General features: G+C 70.8%; 16 protein-coding genes and 1 pseudogene. 5 read left to right on the top strand and 12 right to left on the bottom strand.

The genetic code is table 11. The annotated features are described in order from the left end of the window. Positions 1 to 4: 4 nt before the first annotated feature. Positions 5 to 2449, bottom strand: a complete 2445-nt coding sequence (gene pcrA, locus O7629_RS31220; RefSeq protein WP_278173820.1) for a DNA helicase PcrA — start codon at positions 2447 to 2449, stop codon at positions 5 to 7. A gap of 382 nt (positions 2450 to 2831) precedes the next feature. On the opposite strand from pcrA, the gene O7629_RS31215 reads away from it, so the two are divergent. After that, positions 2832 to 3218: a chorismate mutase gene (locus O7629_RS31215; protein ID WP_278173819.1), complete on the top strand. Its 387-nt coding sequence runs from the start codon at positions 2832 to 2834 to the stop codon at positions 3216 to 3218. 111 nt (positions 3219 to 3329) lie between these two features. On the opposite strand, the gene O7629_RS31210 is transcribed toward O7629_RS31215, so the two are convergent. The 7 genes from O7629_RS31210 to O7629_RS31180 form a co-directional block, all read right to left on the bottom strand. After that, positions 3330 to 4340, bottom strand: a complete 1011-nt coding sequence (locus O7629_RS31210) for a dipeptide ABC transporter ATP-binding protein (RefSeq protein WP_278173818.1) — start codon at positions 4338 to 4340, stop codon at positions 3330 to 3332. Next, a complete protein-coding gene (locus tag O7629_RS31205; protein WP_278173816.1) occupies positions 4333 to 5376 on the bottom strand; it encodes an ABC transporter ATP-binding protein in 1044 nt (347 codons plus the stop codon). Before O7629_RS31205 ends, O7629_RS31210 begins: the two co-directional genes overlap by 8 nt. A gap of 8 nt (positions 5377 to 5384) precedes the next feature. Beyond that, positions 5385 to 6323 carry an ABC transporter permease gene (locus O7629_RS31200; RefSeq protein ID WP_347403705.1) on the bottom strand — a complete coding sequence of 313 codons (939 nt, stop codon included), beginning with the start codon at positions 6321 to 6323 and terminating at the stop codon, positions 5385 to 5387. Positions 6324 to 6394: 71 nt separating this feature from the next. Further along, a complete protein-coding gene (locus tag O7629_RS31195; protein ID WP_278173814.1) occupies positions 6395 to 7405 on the bottom strand; it encodes an ABC transporter permease in 1011 nt (336 codons plus the stop codon). A 105-nt stretch (positions 7406 to 7510) separates the two neighbouring features. Then, a complete protein-coding gene (locus O7629_RS31190; RefSeq protein ID WP_278173812.1) occupies positions 7511 to 9112 on the bottom strand; it encodes an ABC transporter substrate-binding protein in 1602 nt (533 codons plus the stop codon). A 457-nt stretch (positions 9113 to 9569) separates the two neighbouring features. Then, complete coding sequence (locus tag O7629_RS31185; RefSeq protein WP_278173810.1) at positions 9570 to 10277, bottom strand: response regulator transcription factor; 708 nt, start codon at positions 10275 to 10277, stop codon at positions 9570 to 9572. Further along, positions 10274 to 11551 (bottom strand): ATP-binding protein, encoded by a 1278-nt coding sequence (locus O7629_RS31180; RefSeq protein WP_278174762.1) that lies wholly within the window; start codon positions 11549 to 11551, stop codon positions 10274 to 10276. The genes O7629_RS31185 and O7629_RS31180 overlap by 4 nt, the downstream gene beginning before the upstream one ends. A 239-nt stretch (positions 11552 to 11790) precedes the next feature. Here O7629_RS31180 and O7629_RS31175 point away from each other — a divergent pair, with 239 nt between their 5' ends. The 3 genes and pseudogenes from O7629_RS31175 (at position 11791) to O7629_RS31165 (ending at position 15090) form a co-directional block, all read left to right on the top strand. Beyond that, the gene (locus O7629_RS31175) at positions 11791 to 13416 is read left to right on the top strand and encodes a PspC domain-containing protein (RefSeq protein ID WP_278173808.1); all 1626 of its coding nucleotides are present in this window, start codon (positions 11791 to 11793) and stop codon (positions 13414 to 13416) included. Next, positions 13413 to 13595: pseudogene (locus O7629_RS33680) on the top strand (hypothetical protein); the annotation flags it as partial. The gene O7629_RS31175 and the pseudogene O7629_RS33680, both read left to right, overlap by 4 nt. Before the next feature lie 241 nt (positions 13596 to 13836). Beyond that, complete coding sequence (locus tag O7629_RS31165) at positions 13837 to 15090, top strand: phosphatidylserine decarboxylase (RefSeq protein WP_278173804.1); 1254 nt, start codon at positions 13837 to 13839, stop codon at positions 15088 to 15090. A 43-nt stretch (positions 15091 to 15133) separates the two neighbouring features. Here the strand turns inward: O7629_RS31165 and O7629_RS31160 are convergent, their stop codons facing one another. Next, entirely contained in the window at positions 15134 to 16192 is a 1059-nt protein-coding gene (locus O7629_RS31160) for a phosphatidylcholine/phosphatidylserine synthase (RefSeq protein WP_278173803.1), read from the bottom strand. Between the two features lie 251 nt (positions 16193 to 16443). Beyond that, positions 16444 to 17388, bottom strand: coding sequence for an NUDIX domain-containing protein (locus O7629_RS31155; RefSeq protein WP_278173801.1), 945 nt, complete (start codon positions 17386 to 17388; stop codon positions 16444 to 16446). A 169-nt stretch (positions 17389 to 17557) separates the two neighbouring features. Between O7629_RS31155 and O7629_RS31150 the strand changes: the two genes are divergently transcribed. Further along, positions 17558 to 17884: a PspC domain-containing protein gene (locus tag O7629_RS31150; RefSeq protein ID WP_278173799.1), complete on the top strand. Its 327-nt coding sequence runs from the start codon at positions 17558 to 17560 to the stop codon at positions 17882 to 17884. 35 nt (positions 17885 to 17919) lie between these two features. On the opposite strand, the gene guaA is transcribed toward O7629_RS31150, so the two are convergent. Then, positions 17920 to 19473 carry a glutamine-hydrolyzing GMP synthase gene (gene guaA, locus O7629_RS31145; protein WP_278173797.1) on the bottom strand — a complete coding sequence of 518 codons (1554 nt, stop codon included), beginning with the start codon at positions 19471 to 19473 and terminating at the stop codon, positions 17920 to 17922. A 67-nt stretch (positions 19474 to 19540) separates the two neighbouring features. Then, entirely contained in the window at positions 19541 to 21211 is a 1671-nt protein-coding gene (locus O7629_RS31140; RefSeq protein WP_347403704.1) for a GMC family oxidoreductase, read from the bottom strand. Positions 21212 to 21313: the final 102 nt, after the last annotated feature.

The raw sequence follows: 21313 nt of genomic DNA, 5'->3' as shown, positions 1-21313 counted from the left end.
CGGGTCAGATCTTCTCGATCGGCGCGTGCCGCAGCACCAGCCACATCGTCTGGTCACCGAAGTCGACCTGGGCCCTGGCTCCCGGGCCGTGCCCCTCCACCGCCAGCACCCGGCCCAGCCCGTACCGCTGGTGGTTGACCCGCTCCCCCACCGTCACCTTGGGCGCGGTGGGCAGCTCGCTGGCGGTGCTCAGCCGGCTCGGATCCACCCCGAGCCGCTGAGCGAGGCGGGCGGCCTTCGGCGTACCGCCGGCGAAGCCGCCGCCGCGCGCGACCGGCGACCGGTCCGCAGCGGCCGACCGCCCACCGACCCCGCCACCCGTGCCCGACCAGGAGGTGTACGCCGCCTCGGTCCGCTCCCAGCGGACCAGCTCGGCCGGCAACTCGGAGAGGAACCGCGACGGCGGGTTGTACGCCGGCTGCCCCCACGCGGCCCGGGTCACCGACCGGGACAGGAACAGGCGCTGCCGGGCCCGGGTGATCCCCACGTACGCCAGCCGCCGCTCCTCCTCCAGCTCCCCGGTGTCGCCGAGAGCCCGCAGGTGCGGGAAGACGCCGTCCTCCAGGCCGGTCAGGAAGACCACCGGGAACTCCAGGCCCTTGGCGGTGTGCAGGGTCATCAGGGTGACCACACCCTGGTGGTCCGGGTCGTCGTCGGGCACCTGGTCGGCGTCGGCGACCAGCGCTACCTGCTCCAGGAAGCCGGCGACGGTCGCCGGCTCGTCGGACGCCTCGACCCGCTCGGTGTACTCGCGGGCCACGCTGACCAGCTCCTGCAGGTTCTCCACCCGGCCGGCGTCCTGCGGATCCAGGCTCTCCTCCAGCTCGGTCAGGTAACCCGAGCGCAGCAGCACCGACTCCAACGCCTCCTCCGGGGTGGTGGTGGCCAGTTGCTCCCGTACCCCGTCGAGCAGCGCCACGAAGTCGGCGATCGCGTTCGCCGCCCGGGTGGAGATCCCCGGTGCCTCGGTCGCCCGCCGCAGCGCGGCACCGAACGAGATCCGTTCGCGGGCGGCCAGCGCCTCGACGCACGCCTCGGCCCGGTCGCCGATGCCCCGACGCGGCGTGTTGAGCACCCGCCGGATGCTCACCGTGTCGTCGGCGTTGACCACCGCCCGCAGATAGGCCAGCGCGTCGCGGACCTCCTTGCGCTCGTAGAAGCGCACCCCGCCGACCACCTTGTACGGCAGGCCGACCCGGATGAACACCTCCTCGAAGACCCGGGACTGGGCGTTGGTGCGGTAGAAGACCGCCACGTCGCCCGGGCGGGCCGCGCCGTCGTCGCACAACCGGTCGATCTGCCGGGCCGCCCAGTCCGCCTCGGCGTGCTCGGTGTCGGCGACGTAGCCGACGATCCGCTCGCCGTCGCCCTGGTCGCTCCACAGCCGCTTCGGCTTGCGACCGGCGTTGTTGGTGATCACCGCGTTGGCGGCGGTCAGGATCGTCTGGGTGGAGCGGTAGTTCTGCTCCAGCAGGATCGTGCGGGCCTGGGCGAAGTCCCGCTCGAACTCCAGGATGTTGCGGATGGTGGCGCCCCGGAAGGCGTAGATGGACTGGTCGGCGTCGCCGACCACGCAGAGCTCCCCCGGCGGTACGTCGTCCGAACCGTCCCCCACCAGCTCCTTGACCAGCTGATACTGCGCGTGGTTGGTGTCCTGGTACTCGTCGACCAGCACGTGGCGGAACCGCCGCCGGTAGCTGCCGGCCACGTGCGGGTGGGCCTGCAGCAGGTGCACCGTCGTCATGATCAGGTCGTCGAAGTCGAGCGCGTGCGCCTCGCGCAGCCGACGCTGATAGAGCGTGTACGCCTCGGCCAGGGCCCGCTCGTTGGGGCCGGCCGCCCGGTCGGTGAACGTCTCCGGGTCGACCAGCTCGTTCTTCAGGTTCGACACCTGGGTGGCCAGCCCTCGGGCCGGGTAGCGCTTCGGGTCCAGGTCGAGCTCCCGGCCGACCAGTTGCATCAGCCGCCGCGAGTCGTCCGCGTCGTAGATGGAGAACGTCGACTTCAGCCCGGCGTGCTCATGCTCGGCCCGCAGAATCCGCACACAGGCGGAGTGGAAGGTGGAGACCCACATCATCCGGGCCCGTGGCCCGACCAGGTTGCCGACCCGCTCCTTCAGCTCACCGGCCGCCTTGTTGGTGAAGGTGATCGCCAGGACCTCACCGGGGTGGGTCTGCCGGGCCGCGAGCAGGTAGGCGATCCGGTGGGTGAGCACCTTGGTCTTGCCGGAACCGGCACCGGCGACGATCAGCAGCGGGCCACCGGCGTGGGTGACTGCCTCCCGTTGCGGGCCGTTGAGCCCGGTCAGCAGCGCGGCACCGGCCAAATTGGGCTCAACCGGCCCTCGGCCGGCCACACCGGGCTCAACCGGGGGCGGTCCCGCCGACGGACCGTCCCGATCTGTGGCAGGTGCGGATGGGGCCGCTGGGGTTTCGAAGAGTGGATGCATCGCACGGCGAGTCTATGCCGCACGACCGACAGCCCTGCGCCGCCCGCGCCGCCAGCCCGGATCGCAGGCTCAGGCCCGCCAAAGCTCAGGCCCGCAAAGCTCAGGCCCGCAAAGCTCAGGCCCGCCGAGCTCAGGCCGTCGGCGCGCTGGGTGTCTTCCCAGAGGATGGCGGAATTCTTGCGCTGGCGTCGCCGGCCTGGGCATACTCGTAGCGTGATCCGCCAGGCACGATTTTTCTTTAGCTACGGTTCCGGGAGTCCGGCTGCCGTAGGTCGCGCCTGATCATCAGACCTACAAGTGCCCCGGGCTCTCGCGAGAGCCCGGGGCACTTCGCGTTCCGGGTTCCGCGTCCACCGGGGCCGGACAGTCCAGGAGGCAGGACATGGGGACCAACGCCGTTGCGCACACCGCCGACAGCAGCGCGACGCCACCGGCCGGCACCGCCGAGGAGGCGAGCCAACCGGGCGCGACCGGCTCGGCGGGGCGATCCGACGGTCGGCACCAGACCGGGACGGACGCGCCGGAGGCGGCCGATCGCATCCTGGCCATCCGGAACAGGATCAACGAGATCGACGACGCCCTGATCGCGCTCTGGCAGGAACGGGCCGAGCTGTCGAAGCAGGTGGGCGCGGTGCGGATCGCCTCGGGCGGCACCCGGCTGGTGCTCTCCCGGGAACGTGAGATCGTCGACCGCTACCGGTCGGAGCTTGGTGCCGACGGCACCCAGCTGGCGCTGCTGGTGCTGCGGGCAGGCCGCGGCCCGTTGTGATCACCACCCGGCACCTGCGATGGCCGGCCGACCGGCCCGCACGGTGCCCAGCCGGCCCGCCCAGGCCGTGCGTCGAGGTGACGCGAGGCGACGAGCGGGCCGGCGCCGGGACTACTCGGTGACCCGCACGACGTTGCGTACCTCGGCGAAGTGGCAGGCGCTGGGGTGCGCCGAAGTCGCCCGTACCGTCAGGGTCGGTTCCTCGGCGGCGCAGATGTCCTGCGCCTTCCAGCAGCGGGTCCGGAACCGGCAGCCCGACGGCGGGTCCGCCGGTGACGGCACGTCGCCTTCCAGCACGATCTGGTCCCGCAGGCCGCGTACCGTCGGGTCGGGCAGCGGGACCGCGGAGAGCAACGCCTGGGTGTACGGGTGGGTCGGCTGCTCGTAGATCTCCTCCTCGGTGCCGATCTCCGCGATCTTTCCGAGGTACATCACGCCGACCCGGTGCGCGATGTGCCGCACCACCGACAGGTCGTGGGCGATGAAGATGTACGACAGCCCCAGTTCCTTCTGCAGCTGTTCCAGCAGGTTGATCACCTGCGCCTGGATCGACACGTCCAGCGCGGAGACCGGCTCGTCGCAGAGGATGATCTCCGGGCGCAGCGCCAGCGCCCGGGCGATGCCGATCCGCTGCCGCTGCCCGCCGGAGAACTGGTGCGGGTAGCGGTTGATGTGGTCCGGGTTGAGGCCGACCAGCTCCAACAGCTCCTGGACGCGGCGGCTACGGTCGCCTTTCGGCGCCACGTCCGGGTGGATCTCGAACGGCTCACCGATCAGGTCACCGACCGTCATCCGCGGGTTCAGCGAGGTGTACGGATCCTGCATCACCAGCTGGATGTTGCGCCGGGCCCGGCGCATCTCGGCGCCGCTGCGGCCGGCGATGTCCGCACCGTGCACCATGATCGAGCCGGACGACGGGGTCTCCAACCCGACCAGCAGCTTGGCCAGGGTGGACTTGCCGCAGCCGGACTCGCCGACGATCCCGAGCGTCTCGCCCCGGTGCAGCTGGAGGTTGATCCCGTCCACCGCGCGGACCGCGCCGATCTGCCTCTTGAACAGGATGCCCTGGGTCAGCGGGAAGTGCTTGACCAGGTCCTTGGTCTCCAGGACAACGTCACTCATCGCCCTTGACCTCCTTCCAGAAGTGGCAGGCGGAGGTCCGGCTCGGGGCCAGCGCGAACCGGGGCGGCTCCGGGTCGGCCCGGCAGACATCCTGCGCGTACCGGCAGCGCGGGTTGAACGAGCAGCCGGCCGGGATGTTCGTCAACGCGGGCGGCAGGCCCTTGATGACGTTCAGCTCCTGGCCCTTGAGGTCGATCCGGGGGATCGATTCCAGCAGCGCCTTGGTGTACGGGTGGGCCGGCGAGGCGTAGATGTCCCGCACCGGCGCCTCCTCGACCACCCGACCGGCGTACATGACCGAGATCCGGTCGGCGACGTCGGCCACCACCCCCATGTCGTGGGTGATCAGCACCAGGCCCATGTTGCGTTCCCGCTGCAGCTCCGCGAGCAGGGCCATCACCTGGGCCTGGACGGTGACGTCGAGGGCGGTGGTCGGCTCGTCGGCGATCAGCACCTCGGGGTCGAGAGCCAACGCCATCGCGATCATCACCCGCTGGCGCATGCCGCCGGAGAACTGGTGCGGGAAGTCGCTGACCCGCTGTTTGGCGGCCGGGATCTTCACCAGGTCGAGCAGTTCGACCGCCCGGGCCTTTCCGTCGGCCCGGGACATCCCCCGGTGCTTGCGGAACAACTCGGAGAGCTGGAAGCCGACGGTGAACACCGGGTTCAACGCCGACAGCGCGTCCTGGAAGATCATCGCGACCCGGTTGGCCCGGATCTTGCGCCGCTGCGATTCGGGCAGCTTGAGCAGGTCCACGCCCCGGTACTTGATCTCGCCGCCGGTGACGAACCCGGGCGGTGAGTCGATGATGCCCATGATCGCCTGGGCGGTGACGCTCTTTCCACAGCCGGACTCACCCAGGATCGCCAGGGTCTCGCCGGCCTGCAACGAGAAGCTCACCCCGTTGACCGCGCGGGCGATGCCGTTGCGGGTGCGGAACTCGACCTGCAGGTCGTTGACCTCCAGCGGCGGTGCGCTGGCGTCGAGCCCGGGCAGCGCGTCGATGGTGGCGGTGAAGTCTCTGTCTGTCGCCATGGCTCACCTCACCGCAGCTTCGGGTCGAGGGCGTCGCGCAGCGCGTCGCCCATGAGGATGAAGGAGAGCACCGTGCCGACCAGCAGCCCGCACGGGAAGAGCAGCAGCCACGGGTGGTCCAGGAAGTAGACCTGGTGCTGGGAGATCATGATGCCCCAGGACTCCTCCGGTGGCTGCAGGCCGACACCGAGGTAGGTCAGCGTCGCCTCGGCGGAGACGAACGCACCCAGGGTGATCGTCGCGTAGACGACCATCGGGGCGATCGCGTTCGGCAGGATGTGCCGGAACATCAGCCGGCCGTGCCCGGCCCCCATCGCCTTGGCCGCCTGCACGTAGTCCAGGCCCTTGGAGGAGAGCACGCTGCCGCGCATGATCCGGGCGATGGTGGTCCAGCCGAGCACGATCAGAACAGCGGCCAGCGTCCAGACGTTCTGCTGCTTGATCACGGTCAGGAAGACGATCGCACCGAGCAGGAACGGCAGCGAGAAGAAGATGTCGGTGATCCGCGAAATGATCGCGTCCACCCAGCCGCCGAAGTAGCCGGCGAGCAGCCCGGCGGTGCCGCCGAGAAGGACGATGCCCAGCGTGGCGAAGATCGCGATCTGCAGCGACGGCCGGGCCCCGTGGATGGCGTGCGAGTAGTAGTCGCAGCCCAGGTTGTTGAACCCGAACGGGTGCTCCCAGCTGGGCGCGATCCGGGTCCGCTGGACGTCACAGGCGCGCGGGTCCTGCCGGGTCCACAGGGTGGGGAAGGCGGCCATCGACGCGACCAGCAGCACGTAGATCGACGCGGCGATGAAGACCGGGTCACGCAGCAGTTGCCGCCGGGCGTCGGCCCACAGGCTGGCGTTGCGTTCGGTGGTGGCCGGGGCCGGGGCCGGTTCGGGTGGCGGTGGTGCCACCTCGGTGCCGCCGGCGGGGGCCGTGGGATGGGTCGGGTCACTCATGGTGGCACCTCGCTACGCTCGGTCCGCCGTGGATCAACACGGCACCGGGCCGGATGTTCGGTCCATTGCGATCACTCATAGCGAATCCTCGGGTCGAGGACCGCGTAAAGCAGGTCCACCAGCAGGTTCACCAGCAGGAAGACCATGACCAGCATGGTCACCACGCCGATCGCCACCGAGGCTTCACCGGAGGTGGCGGCCTGGGCGACCAACGATCCGATACCGCGTACGTTGAAGATCCGCTCGGTGACCACCGCGCCGCCCATCAGCGAGCCGATGTCGACACCGAGGTACGTGATCACCGGGATCAGCGAGTTGCGCAGCGTGTGCACGCCGATGACCCGCCGGTTCGCCAGACCCTTGGCCTTGGCGGTACGCACGTAGTCGGCCCGGATGTTCTCCATGATGCTGGTCCGGGTGAGCCGGGCGGTGGTGGCCAGGGAGACCGCGCCGAGCACCATGCCGGGGATGACCAGGCTGGCGGTCGGGTAGTCGGCGATGAACCCGGCGCCGAAGACGCCGCGGGAGATCAGTTCCGGTATCCAGTCCTGCCCACGTAGGACGTTGCCGAACTCGACGCCGACGTACTGGCGGACCACGACGCCGAGGACGAAGATCGGCACGGAGATGACGAAGACCGTGGAGATCTTCACCAGGTAGTCCCAGAAGCTGCCGTTACGCAGCCCAGCCAGGACACCGGCGAAGATGCCGATGACCGCCTCGAAGACGATGGCGATGAGCACCAGCTTGAGGGTGTGCGGCAGGGCCCGGGAGACCAGTTCGGTGACCGGCTCCTGCTGCAGGTTGATGCCGAAGTCGAAGCGCAGGAAGATGTCCTGCAGGCGGTCGAAGAACAGACCGAAGCACGGGTTGCCCGGCTGCTCCAGGCAGGGGTCGCCGAAGCCGAGCTTCTCGGTCATGGCGGCGAGCTGCGCTTCGGTCGGCTTGCGGTCGCCGAAGATCGCCCGGACCGGGTTGCCGCTGAACTGGATGCCCAGCGACGTGACGTAGTGCAGTAGGAACATGGTGCCCAGCACGGTGGGGATGAACTGGAGCAACCGTCGGATGACGTAGCGCCCCATCTGGGGGGTCTCCTCTCGGCGCTAAACGTGGCGGCAACAGGCCCCCTCGTGGGAGTTCCCGTTGCCGCCACGTCGCGTTACGACTTGATCAGTCAGACTCGCAGGTCAGGAGTTCTTCAGAGTGATCTTGCCGTACTCAGCGTCCGAGATCTTGTTCCAGTGGAACTCGTCGACGTTCTCGCCGTACAGCGCGGCGATCTTGCTGAACCACATCGGGATGACCGGCATGTCCTCCACGATGATGTCCTCGGCCTGGTTGTAGAACGGGATCGCCGCCTCGAGGTCCGCCGCGGCGTCGCCCTGGGCGATCAGCGCGTCGAAGTCGGGGTTGTTGTAGCCCGAGCTGTTGCTGTCCGAACCGGAGCCGTAGAGCGGGTAGAGGTAGGTCTCGACCACCGGGTAGTCCGGGCCCCAGCCGAGCCGGAACGGACCGGTGAACTCCTTCTCGTCGGCGGTCGCCAGGTACTCGGGGAACTGCAGGTTGACCTTCAGCTCGTAGTCGATGCCCAGCGCGGCCTTCAGCTGGTCGCCGACCGCCTGCAGCCACTGCTCGTGACCGGCACCGGCGTTGGCCCACAGCACCAGCGGCTCGCCGTCCCAGCCGCCGGCCTCTTCCAGCAGCTCCTTGGCCCGGTCGACGTCCTGGGTGCAGTACTCGCAGACACCCGGGCGGTAGCCGTCGAAGGTCGGCGCCACGACGCCCTCAGCGGGGGTGAACCGGCCGTCGAAGACGGCGTCGATGATGCCCTGCCGGTCGATCGCGAGCGAGAAGGCCTGCCGGACCCGCTTGTCGGCGAAGCGCTCGTCGTAGGTCGGGAAGCCGACGTACGTGAAGCTGTCGCCGGGGGCCTCGTACATCCGGTCGCCGTACTGCTGCTTGGCCTCCTGGTACCGCGCCGGCGGGATGGTGTACATCACGTCCAGCTCGCCGGACTGGAAGGCGGCGTAGCCGGCGTCCACATCGGCGTAGATCTTGTAGTCCAGGACGTCGGCCGCGCCCTTTTCCTCACCGGCCCAGGTCTCGCTGCGCGCCAGCTGGATCCGCTGGTCGTGCTCCCAGCTGCCCTCGATCTTGTACGGACCGTTGCCGATCGGGGTCTCGTTGCAGGCGTCGGTGTCCTCGAGACAGGCCTCGGCCATCGGGAAGAACCCGGAGTAGCCGACGATCGCCGGGAAACCGGCGAACGGCTCCTTCAGCTCGACGGTGAAGGTCAGCTCGTCGACCTTCTGCAGGCCGGAGAGCTCCTCGGCCGCCGGCTCCTCACCGCTGACCTCGTCGATGCCGACGATGCGCTTCATGAAGTACGCGTTGTTCTGGGCGTTCGGCCCGTACGCCGTGTAGTTCCACGCCCGGATGAAGGCGTCGGCGTTGACCGGCTCACCGTTGTCGAAGGTGTAGCCGTCCTTGAGCGTGACCGTCCAGGTCTTGTTGTCCTCGGACTCGATCGACTCGGCGAGGTCGTTCTCCGGCTCACCGGTCTCGGCGTTGTACTTGACCAGGCCACGGTAGAGCTGGCGGAGGACCAAGATGGACGGCTCGTCGTCACCAGCGGACGGCAGCAGGAACGCCGGCTCCGAGGCATAGATGCGAAGCGTACCGCCGGAGTTGTTGTTCTCCGTGGTGTCTTCGCCGTCGCTACTGCAAGCGGTGGCGAACAGAGCGATGGCGGTCGCTGCGACCGCCACCTTTAGGGTTTTCCCACGCATGGGAGAGCCTCCTCAGGGCGCTCACGGGGGGGTTGTGAGGTGACTGACACTGTGACACCAGGTAGCCCGTTGCGTGAAGGTGCCGTTATCAAGGTGATACGCGGCCGGGACGGCCCCGATACTCCGGTCAAGATCACTCAACCGTCGTTCGGACCCGCCCTGACCTGGGCATCGGACCACTGTACAACCTTTATTACCGCAGAGTAGGAACGCCCTCGTGTGACCTTCCCCGCGACCCCTCCATCACGTTCGGATGTCAAGTCAATACGATTAGTCACCACTTGTCCGAGGTGCCCGGATGCCGGATTGACGGCAATTGCCGGCTTGTAACCTCAGGATTAACACCGGTCCGCAGCAGACCCATCACGAGCCCACAACCAGGCCCGTCATGATCGACTGCGGACGAACGCCAACCAGGTTCCCACCATCCGGGAGATAGAGCAAGTCCGCTGGTCGGTCAGATGAGCCGGCGGTCCGCCGCCCATCTGGACAGTTCGTACCGGTTCGACATCTGCAGCTTGCGCAACACGTTGGAGACGTGGGTCTCCACCGTCTTGATCGAGATGAACAGCTCCTTGGCGATCTCCTTGTAGGCGTAGCCCCGGGCGAGCAACCGCAGCACCTCCCGCTCCCGGTTGGTCAGCTGGTCCAGCTCCGGATCCACCACCGGCGCGTCCGACCGGGAGGCGAACGCGTCCAGCACGAACCCGGCCAGCCGAGGGCTGAACACCGCGTCCCCGTCGGCCACCCGCTGGATCGCCGCCGCCAGATCGTCCGGTGAGATCGTCTTCGTCACGTAGCCACGGGCGCCGGCCCGGATCAGCCCGATCACGTCCTCCGCCGCATCCGAGACGCTCAGCGCCAGGAACCGCACCGACGGCCGCGCCACGCCGGAGCCCCGTAGCACCGCGTCCAGCACCGCCCGTCCCCCACCATCAGGCATGTGTACGTCGAGCAGCACCACGTCCGGACCGACCGCGGCGATCCCGCTGACCGCCTCGGCCACCGTGCTCGCCTCGCCCACCACATCCACGTGGGCACCGAGTTCGGCGCGGACCCCGGTACGGAACATCGCATGGTCGTCGACCAGGAAGACCCGCAACCGCCGTCCGTCCGGCTGCCCCGGTGCCCCACCCGCCGCCGGCCGGCTGATCGGTTCACTCATCTCTGCCCCTCTCCAGGCTGCCGACGCTCCGGCGTGGGCTGTGGACTCTCCGGCCCGGGCCGCCGGCTCTCCGGCCCGACCGGCAGCGTCAGCCGGACCTCGGTGCCCGAGCCCGGCGTACTGATGATCTCGGCTCGACCGCCGTGCCGGCGCATCCGGCCGACGATCGAGCCGCGCACCCCATGCCGGTGCTCCTCCACCCGGGACGGGTCGAAGCCTGTACCCCGGTCCCGGACGAAGACGCTGAGCTGCTCCGGCTCCACCTCCGCGTACAGCGACACGGTCTGCACCCCGGCGTGCCGCGCCGCGTTGACCAGCGCCTCCCGGGTCGCCGCCACCAACGCGCCGACCCGTTCGTCGGTGCCCCGGTCACCCACCACGACCGCCTCGACGGACAACCCGAAGGTGTCCTCCACCTCGGCCGCCACCTGCTCCAACGCCGCCGCGAAGCGCTCGGTCGGCGAGGCCGTCGGCTTGTAGAGCCAGTTCCGCAGGGTCCGTTCCTGACCCCGGGCCAGCCGCTGCACGGTCTTCGGGTCGGCGGCGTTGCGCTGGATCAGCGCCAGGGTGTGCAGCACCTGGTCGTGGATCATCGCGGCCAGCTCGGCCCGCTCCTGCTCCCGGACCCGGCCTTCCCGCTCGGCGCGCAGCTGGTTGAACGTCCGCCACAGCACCGGGGCGGTGACCACCCCGACGCCGGCGAGACCGACCAGGGCGAAGATGACGCCGTTGACGACGGCGGCGAAGTCGCCCCGGGGCGAGTACACCGCGGCCACCCCGATCACGCCGACCGCCACCAGCAGCCCGCCGCCGATGAACCGCAGCAGGAAGGCCCGGCGGTCGCTCTCGTCGACCACCGCACCCAGCCACGGCACCTGCGGCAGGGTCTCCCGCCAGGCGCGCCGCCGTTCCGGTGCCGACTGGTGCCAGATGATCCCGGTCCCGACCGCGATGACCGCCACCAGCCAGCCGGCGGTGGCACTCACCCCGCTGGACTCGAAGACCAGCACCTGGATCAGGATGATGCCGAGGCCGATCGCCACGAACGGCAGTAGTTCGCCCAGGTCGCGACGCTTCGGCGGTCCGGTGGTCGCGGGTGGCACCACCGCCCAGAACGCCGCGTAGAGCAGCACGCCGAGTCCGCTGAACCCGATCAGTACGACGAACGCCACCCGGACGCCGACCACCGGCAGTCGCAGGTGGTGGGCGATCCCGGCGGCGACTCCGGCGACCACCCGCTGCTCGCGACTGCGATACAGACGTGGTGGCTCGATCGCGGTAGTGATCGCTGCCTCCTCGGCGGATGGGACGTGGACGATCTGACGGCCGATCCGGCCGGCGCCCGCTGGCGGTGAGTTCGGCCGGCGAATTCGGCCGGTGGATTCGATCGTCACACGGCGACGACCCGCGCGACCACGGGGACGTCCCGGACAACCACGGTCTGGAAAGTCAGGGTGGCGTCAGGGTCGATTCCCGAGGCAGGTCGGACAGCCGGGCACGGAGGATCACAAGTATGACCGACGACCCGACCAAGCCAGGTGGACCGGCTCAGCCACCCGACCCAGCGACCAGACCGGCGCAGCCGCCCGACCATGCGGAAGAGTCGGCACCGCAGCCCGGCACAGCGGGCGAGCAGGCACCGCAACCCGACCCGGCGGACGAGTCGGCACAGCAGCCCGGCGCAGCGGGCGAGCCGGCCGACGGGACCGCGTCGGCCCCGCCGACGGACGCCCCCGGGTACGGCTGGCCGCCACCGCCACCGCAGGCCGAGGCCCTCGCCTCGCGGTACGGATTGATCAGGCCGCGTCAGGGCCGGTACCTGGCCGGGGTGTGCGGGGCCATCGGCCGGGCCACCAACACCGACCCGGTCCTGTGGCGGGTGCTGCTGGCGGTGCTCGGCTTCTTCGGCGGCATCGGCATCCTGGTGTATCTGGTGGTGTGGCTGGCCACCCCGAGTGAGGGGGACAGCACCTCGCCGGTGGAAGGGCTGCTGGGCCGGGGCCGGTCGAGCACGTCACCGGTCGTCGTACTGGTGATCGGCATCCTCGCCGCTGTCATGTTCGGCTTCATCGTCACCGACGGGTTCCGGGCCGTCCTGCTCGGCTCGGCGGTGCTGATCGGCGGCGCGTTGCTGCTCAACCGCAGTTTCCGGGAGAACGGCCCGCGACCGGCCGGACCCCCGGCGCCGGCACCGCCGGGATACGGCCCACCACCACCCGGGTACGGCCCACCGCTGGCGGGGTACGGCCCACCACCGCCGCACGGGTACGGCCCACCACCGCCGCCCGCGCCGGTAGCGGGAGCAGCGGGAGCAGCCGTACCGGTCGCCGCCGGGCAGCTGGCCCAGCCACGGCCGGACGACCCGCCGACCCACCCGCTGCCGGTGTACCCGCCGGTAGGCCCGCCACCACCGGCCGGGGGCTACCGGGCACCGTTCGCGCCCTACGGCCCGTACGCCGGTCGTAGCGGGCCACCGGGGCAGTTCCCCCCGCCGCCGGTCCCGCCGCCGCCGGCGGCCGCACCACGGCCCCGCAAGGAACGGTCCCGGCTGGGCACCATCACCTTTTCGATGATCTTCGTGGTGCTCGGGCTGGTCGCCGCGCTCGACCTGACCGACCTGGCGCCCACGCCACCCTCGGCCTACTTCGCGGCGGTACTCGCCACGATCGCGGTCGGGTTGCTGGTCGGGGCCTGGATCGGCCGGGCCCGCTGGCTCATCGCGCTGGGTCTGACGGCTGCCGCCGCGGTCGGTGTCTCCAGCCTCGTCGAGTCGGCCAAGGAGGCCACGTCGGAGCCGGTGGTGTGGAAACCGGCAACCTACGGCCAGGTGGATTCGCGGTACGCGGCGACATTCGGCGACGCCGTACTGGACCTGCGCGGCGTGGACTTCACCGACCGCCAGAAGGACGTGACGGTCTCGCTGTCGTTCGGCAAACTCCGCGTCTACCTGCCGGACGAGGTCGACGTCCGGACCGTGACCGACATGAACGCCGGCAACGCGTCCGTGCTCGGCCACCGCTGGGACGGCTTCGAGCAGGGCAGCCGCGTCGTGGAGGACCTCGGATCGGACGGCACCGGCGGCGGCGAACTCACCCTGCGGATCGAAATCAACGCTGGCGACTTGGAGGTCATCCGATGAAACGGCATCGTACCGACGGCGTCTCCCTCACCTTCGGGCTGATCTTCCTCCTGATCGCCGGTTGGTGGTTGATCGCCCAGTCAGTCAACCTACCGCTGCCTCGAGTCGGCTGGATCGTCGCCGGCGGGCTGATCCTGATCGGCGTACTCGGGTTGGTCGGTGCTTTGCGGTCCGGCCGCCGCGAACCTCCCGCTGGCACCGCTGGCCAGGACAACGGGCCGGCGGACGCCGACGAGCACAGCGGCGGACCGGCGGACGCCGACGCCCGGACGCCCGACGCCGCCGCGCCCGGCGAGCTCGCGCCCGACCAGCCGGCTACCCCGCCCAGCGGGTCGGGTGGTTGACGGCCCGCTGCAGCCCACCGGTGGTGCACCTATGCTGGGTCCGCGTCCCACCATTGCCGCGAGGAGCCCGCCCGCCATGTCCGACACCCCCGTACCAGTCGCTTCCGTGCTTCGCACCCGCGTCGACATCGGCGAGCGCGCCGCCCGAGCGCTGTCCGCCGAACTCGCCCGGGACAACGCGGCGAAGCACGTCCTGCTGGTCGAGGTGGTTCCGGGAGCGAGGGTGGTCGACGCCGCCATCGACGCACTGCTGCCCGGCGACACGATGACCGTGGTGCCGGCCAGCGTCGACCAGACGGCACAACTGCGGGCGGAGATCGCCAGTCACGGCCCGTGGGTCGACGAACGGGTCCGGGTGATCGAGACGGTGTCGGCCGCCGACCCGGCCGATCTACTGATCGTCGGAACCGTCCTCACCGGAAGTGGTGAACAGGCCCGCACGATGATCGACGGCTACGGCAAGTACCTCACCGAAGGCGCCGTACTGTCCGTGGCCGTCGCGGCGCTGCCGGGCGGCACCTCCGGTGCGGCCGCCGAGTTGGATCGGCAGGCGGCGCTCTTCGGCGTCGGCAGTGACCTGGTGCTGCGCAACGTCCCGCCGCTGCGGGTGCACCGGCTGCGGTTCACCCCGGCACCGGTCGACCGGGCCGCCAAGCTCGGGCCGGCGTTCCGGACCAGCAGCGTTCCGCTGACCCGGGGGATGCACATCGACTCCAGCGGCGTGGCCGCCGCCGGGATCGCCCTCGGGCTGGCCGCCGCGACCCGGCTGGCCCGGCCGAAGAGCCGGCTCTGGCTGCTGCCAGCGTTGGCCGCCGGCCCGGTCGCCGCGTTCTTCCGCGACCCGCAACGCGACGTACCGGAGGACCCGACCGCCGTGGTCGCGGCGAGCGACGGCCGGGTGCTGTCGGTGGAACGGGTGCACGACGAACGACTCGGTGCCGCCGGGTTCCTACGGATCGCGGTCTTCCTCTCGGTGCTCGACGTGCACGTCAACCGCAGTCCGGTCGCCGGCCGGGTGGTCGACCACTTCGTCACCGACGGGGGTTTCGCCGCCGCGATGAAGCCGGCCGCGGAGCACAACGTCGCCGCGTACACGGTGCTGGAGACCGCTCGGGGCCGGGTGGTGGTCGCGCAGCGTACCGGGATGGTGGCCCGCCGGATCGTGCACCGCGCCCCGGTCGGCAGTCTGCTCGCCAAGGGTGAGCGGTTCGGGCTGATCAGGTTCGGATCCCGCACCGACGTCTACCTGCCGGCGGACGCCGCCGAGGCGCTGGTCGGGCCGGGTGACCGGGTGGCCGGTGGCAGCTCAGTGATCGCCCGCTGGCGCTGACCCGCAGAGGGCCGGCCGGTCGGGGCCGGCCGGTGACTGAGGGTCAGGTGGCCCGCCGCTGGTGCAGCCAGAGCAACGGCCCGCTCACCAGGTAGGCCAGCACGATCAGGCCGAAGGTCAGCCGGGCGTCGATCAACGCGCCGACCACCGGCACGACCCACAGCCACGGCGGCAGCTTGATCAGCCGGGCCAGCTTCGCGTACGGGAAGCTGGAGACCATCGCGAAGGCCAGCAGCGCCACGACCGCCAGCTGCGCACCGCCGGGGATCGGGACGTCGATCAGCACGCCGAGACCGAGGACGGCGGCGGCCAGTGTGGTCGGTACGCCGGTGAAGAACCGGCCGTCGCACGGCGACACGTTGAACCGGGCCAGCCGGATCGCTGCGCAGCCGGCGACCAGGGCGCAGGCGACCGCCGCGGCGGTGGTGGAGACCGAGCCGGCCAGCGAGGCGTAGACGACGACCGGGGCGGCGAGCCCGAACGAGCACATGTCGGCGAGTGAGTCCATCTGCGCGCCGAACGGGCTCGCCACCCCGAGCCGGCGGGCCAGCGCCCCGTCGAGTCCGTCAAAGACCACGCAGGCGATCAGGCAGGCCGCAGCCGGGCGTACGTCGCCTTCCATCGCCAGGAAGATGGCGGTGAGACCGAGCGTGAGGCTGGCCAGCGTGGTCGAGTTGACCAGCACGAAGCCGGCCCGCCGGGCGGCCGTCGGGGTGCCGGGCAGCAGCGGTACGGGAGCCGGCGGCAGCACGCCGGGCCGGCTGTCCGCCGTGGCGGTGTGGTCGTCAGGGGTGATCGGGTGGTCCTCGACGCCGGTGGCAGGTGCCGGACCGACCGGACCGACCGCCGGGCTGAGCGGAGCGATCGCGGCGATCTCGGCCGCCGTCAGCGGGTCGACCCGGTACCGCCCGACGGAGTCCGCCGACCGCCGGCCGAACCGGAGCCGGTCGCTGCCGCTGCGGCCGACCCGCACCAGCAGGACCTGGCGGGCCAGGCTGCCACTACGACGAAGCGGACCGGTCCATCGACGGCCCGCCCATTGACGTCCTGCCGGCCGGGGACTGTCAGTCGTACGCCGCCGCCGCCACGGGGCTCTCGCCACGGATCCCTCCATCATCGGTCGGTCGTCCCGCGCAACTTGCGCCGGACGCCCGATTATGCGGCCTACACCATTGCACAGCCGACGCGGGATGGCGAGAGATCAGTCTGAGTTATGCCGGTTCGTCCGGGCCAAACCGGTCACCTACTCACGGCGATACGCTAGCTCAAGCAAGCAGCGCTAGCTGGAGCTAGCGCCGACCACGGCCTTCCCGGCGGCGCCGCCGAGCGTCGGAGGCACCGCCGGGGTCAGGGTCAGACCAGCTGGGCGGCTCCGACCGCCTCGGCGGTCACCTCGGTCAACTCCGACCGGATGGCTGCCAGATCCGTCCGGGCGAACCAGCGGGCCTCCGAGGTCGACCCACCGATGTCAGTGACGATCGGCAGGGACGGGCGGTCCACCTCCACCTGATAGAAGGCGCGCACCCCGTGCCAGTCGATCGGGTAGCCCTCCGGACCGAGCGAGGCCGCGTCCCGGTGGCTGGCCACGCCGAGCAGCCGGACCAGCCGGCCACGCTGGCCGGTCTCCTCGACCAGCTCGCGGATCAGCGCCGTGCCGGGCTGCTCGCCGTAGTCGGTGCCACCGCCGGGCAGATGCCACCGACCGGCACCCGGGTAGCCGGGCGCGATCCGGGTCAGCAGGACCCGCCGGGCCGGATCGGTGGCGACCGCGTACGCCGCGAACCGTTGCGCCCGGTGCAGCCCGTCCGGCCCAGGTACGGCGTAGAACGACGGGAAGTCGGGAGCGGTGTCCGGCCGCAGGTCGATCGTCTCCGGCGGCAGACCGAGAGCGCTGGCGGTGAACGGACGCAGCGGCAGTTGCTTCGCCTCGTCCAGGCTGCACCACCGGGCGAGGTCGGTGGGCTGGTTGATCCGGTGGCAGATCTGTCCGCCACGGATCGACGCGTCGTAGATCAACCGGTCGGTGTGCAGGGTGATGCCGCGCCGGGGAAGGGAGCGCATGTCGGCGAGGACGTCCCGCAACCCGGTGACCGCGACCGAAATGCCAGTTTCCGCAGCGGTCTCCCGGACGACGGTGTGGTTGGGATCCTCCCCGTGGTCCACTGCTCCTCCCGGCAGCGACCACACCCCGGGTGTACCAGAGCGCGGAGAGGCGCGGACCAGCAGAACCCGGTCCTCCGAATCGGCACAGACAGCGTATGCCGCGATCCTGCGAAGCGGCTCTAGGGCGGGAGTCACGAGTCCGAATTCTGCCCGCAAGTAGCCAGTCGGCGCGGACGACTGTCAGATTGGCGACAGTATTCTAGGTAACTACTTGACTACCTAGAGCCGCATTCCGGGACGGATCAGGGTATTGATCCGGGGGGTCACCGAGGTCGCCGAGGACCGCCGCGCGGACCGTTGAAGCATGACGACCTCCCAGAACCCCACAGCTCAGGCCCCGTACAAGCAGCTCCGGCGACCCACCACGGACCGCATGATCGCCGGTGTCGCCAGCGGCCTCGGCCGCTACTTCGACGCCGACCCCACCCTGGTCCGGGTGATCTTCGCGGTGGTCACCGTACTGACCGGCGGCCTGGCCGCGCTGACCTACCCGGTGATCTGGTTCCTGATGCCGGAGGAGCCGCCGACCGCGCCGCCCTGGCCCACTGCGGCGACCACCGCTGCACCTGCTGCGGCGACCACCACCCCGGCACCGACCATGCCGGTGCACGGCGACCGGGGGCCGATCTGACCGGCCGCTGCGGTACCGCCGACTGACCGGTCAGCTCACTCCCACTCGATGGTGCCCGGCGGCTTGCTGGTCACGTCCAGCACCACCCGGTTCACCTCGGGCACCTCGTTGGTGATCCGGGTGGAGATCCGGCCGATCACCTCGTACGGCAGCCGGGACCAGTCGGCGGTCATGGCGTCCTCACTGGACACCGGACGCAGCACCACCGGGTGGCCGTAGCTGCGCCCGTCGCCCTGCACCCCGACGCTGCGTACGTCGGCCAGCAGCACCACCGGGAACTGCCAGACGTCGCGGTCCAGCCCGGCGGCGGTGAGCTCCTCGCGGGCGATCAGATCGGCGGCGCGCAGCAGGTCCAGCCGCTGCCGGTCGACCGCGCCGATGATCCGGATCGCCAGACCCGGGCCGGGGAACGGGTGCCGCCAGACCATCGCCTCCGGCAGGCCGAGTTGCAGGCCGAGCGCCCGCACCTCGTCCTTGAACAGCGTGCGCAGCGGCTCGACCAGGGCGAACTGCAGGTCGTCCGGCAGCCCGCCGACGTTGTGGTGCGACTTGATGTTGGCGGTGCCGGTGCCGCCACCGGACTCCACCACGTCCGGGTAGAGGGTGCCCTGCACCAGGAATTCGACGTCACCGGCGGCGGCCACCTCACGGGCCGCCGCCTCGAAGACCCGGATGAACTCCCGACCGATGATCTTGCGCTTCTGCTCCGGGTCGGTCACCCCGGTCAACGCGCCGAGGAACTGGTCGGTGGCGTCGACCACCTTCAACTTGATCCCGGTCGCGGCGACGTAGTCCGACTCGACCTGCTCGGCCTCCCCCGCCCGCAGCAGCCCGTGGTCGACGAAGACACAGGTCAGCTGGTCGCCGACAGCCCGGTGCACCAACGCGGCGGCGACCGCCGAGTCGACCCCGCCGGACAGCCCGCAGATGACCTCCTTGGCACCGACCTGCTCGCGGATCCGGGCCACCTGCTCGTCGATGATGTTCTGCGGCGTCCAGGTCGGCTCGATGCCGGCGATGTCGTACAGGAAGCGGGTCAGCATCAGCTGGCCGTGCGCGGTGTGCCCCACCTCCGGGTGGAACTGCACGCCGGCCCGCCGGCCGGCGAGATCCTCGAACGCGGCGACCGGTGCCCCGGCCGAACCGGCGGTGACCGTGAACCCTTCCGGCGCGGCGGTCACGCAGTCACCGTGACTCATCCACACCGGGATCTCGGTCGGCAGCTCCCGCAGCAGCACTCCGGCCTCGGGGCGGGCGGCCAGCGGGGTGCCGCCGTACTCCCGGTTGCCGGTGTGCGCGACCGTGCCGCCGAGCGCCAACGCCATCGCCTGGAAGCCGTAGCAGATGCCGAAGACCGGCACCCCGCCGTCGAACAGCTTCGGGTCGACCTGCGGGGCACCGTCGGCGTAGACGCTGGCCGGGCCGCCGGACAGGATGATCGCGGCCGGCTCCTTGGCCATCATCTCGGCCACCGGCATGTCATGCGGGACGATCTCCGAGTAGACCTTGGCCTCGCGCACCCGACGGGCGATCAGCTGGGCGTACTGGGCTCCGAAGTCCACCACCAGGACCGGACGCGGCGTGCTCATGTCCACGAAGCCTACCGACCGTGCCGGCGACGGCTGGACGATGGTTCAGGTCGCCGATGCGCTGGCCTCAGATCGCTGGCGGACGGCGGTCCGGCTCGCCCTTGACCGGCCAGTGGGCCATCGCCCGCTCGGCGAGCGCGGCGATGGTCAGCGACGGGTTCACCCCCAGGTTCGCCGGGACCGCCGCGCCGTCGACCACGTGCAGGCCCGGACAACCGAACACCCGGTGGTACGGGTCGACGACGCCCTCGGCAGCGGTGGCTCCGATCACCGCCCCGCCCAGGATGTGCGCGGTCATCGGCACGTCGAACGGCTCGGTGACCGCGCCACCCGGCAGGCCGCCGATCTCGTCGGCGAGCAGCCGTACCGCCCGGTGACCGGCCGGGATCCAGCTCGGGTTCGGCTCGCCGTGCCCGTGCCCGGCGACCAGCCGCCCGCGTCGGTGGTACGTGGTCAGCGAGTTGTCCACCGACTGCATCACCAGCGCCACGATGGTGCGCCGCGACCAGTCCCGAACCGACAGCAGCCGTACCGTGTCGCGGGGCCGGCCGGCCAGCGCGGCCAGCCAGCGGCGCACCCGGTGCGGCCCGCCGGCTACCAGCGCCGACTGCAGCAGCCCCATCAGGTTGGACCCGTCGCCGTAACGCACCGGCTCCACGTGGGTGCCCGGCTCCGGGTGGAACGAACTGGTGATCGCCACCCCGTCGGTGAAGTCGAGGGCGCGGCGGCGGGCGGCCCGGCGGGGGACAGACACGCCGAGGATCGCCTCCGAGTTGGTCCGGGTCAGGGCGCCGATCCGGGCGGAGATCGCCGGCAGCACGCCGGTGGCGCGGGCGGCGTGCAGCAGCCGCTGGGTGCCGAGCGCCCCGGCGGCGAGCACCACCTGGTCGGCGGTGATCGTCTGCCGGCCGCCGACCCAGGCACCGGTACGCCGTACGTCGATCAGGTAGCCGGCACCGTCCGGACCCGGCCGCAGCCCGACGACCGTGGTCAGCGGGCGGACCTGGGCTCCGGCCCGTTCGGCGAACCACAGGTAGTTCTTCGGCAGCGAGTTCTTGGCACCGACCCGGCAACCGGTCATGCAGGAACCGCAGTGGGTGCAGCCGACCCGGTCCGGCCCGGCCCCACCGAAGTACGGGTCGGCGACCCGCTCACCGGGACGACCGAGGTAGACGGCGACCGGGGTGGACCGGAACGTGTCGGCGGCACCCATCCGGTCGGCGACCGCCCGCATCGCCTCGTCGGCGGCGGTGGTACGCGGATAGTCGACGACGCCGAGCATCTGCTTTGCGCGGGCGTAGTGCGGGGCGAGTTCGGCCCGCCAGTCGGTGATGCCGGACCACTGCGGGTCGGCGTAGAAGTCGTCCGGCGGCTCGTAGAGCGTGTTGGCGTAAACCAGCGACCCGCCGCCGACGCCGGCACCGGACAGCACCAGCACCCCGGCCCGGCCGCTGCTCTCCCCCGTGGGTGTCTCCCCTGTACCTGTTCCTCCTGCGCGTACGCGGGCTGCTCCGCGTCGGCTGGGCGGGCGCAGCAGGGTGATCCGCTGGATTCCGTAGCAGCCGAGCGCCGGCATCCACAGGAACCGTCGCACCCGCCAGGAGGTGCGCGGCAACTCGTGGTCGGCGAAGCGGCGGCCGGCCTCCAGCACCAGCACCGAGTAGCCCTTCTCAGCGAGCCGCAGCGCGGCGACGCTGCCGCCGAACCCGGACCCGATCACGACCACGTCGTACCGCATCCCGCCATCATTACCGACTGGTAACCGCTGCACCACGAGCCGATCCGCCGATCCATCCGCTAGCGGATCGACAAGCAGCCAGAGGAAGTAGACCTAAGTTGT

This window comes from Solwaraspora sp. WMMD792 (genome assembly GCF_029626105.1).
Taxonomy (GTDB): Bacteria; Actinomycetota; Actinomycetes; order Mycobacteriales; family Micromonosporaceae; genus Micromonospora_E.
Note: the sequence above shows the minus strand (reverse complement) of the source record. Positions and strands in the feature narration are given on the sequence as shown.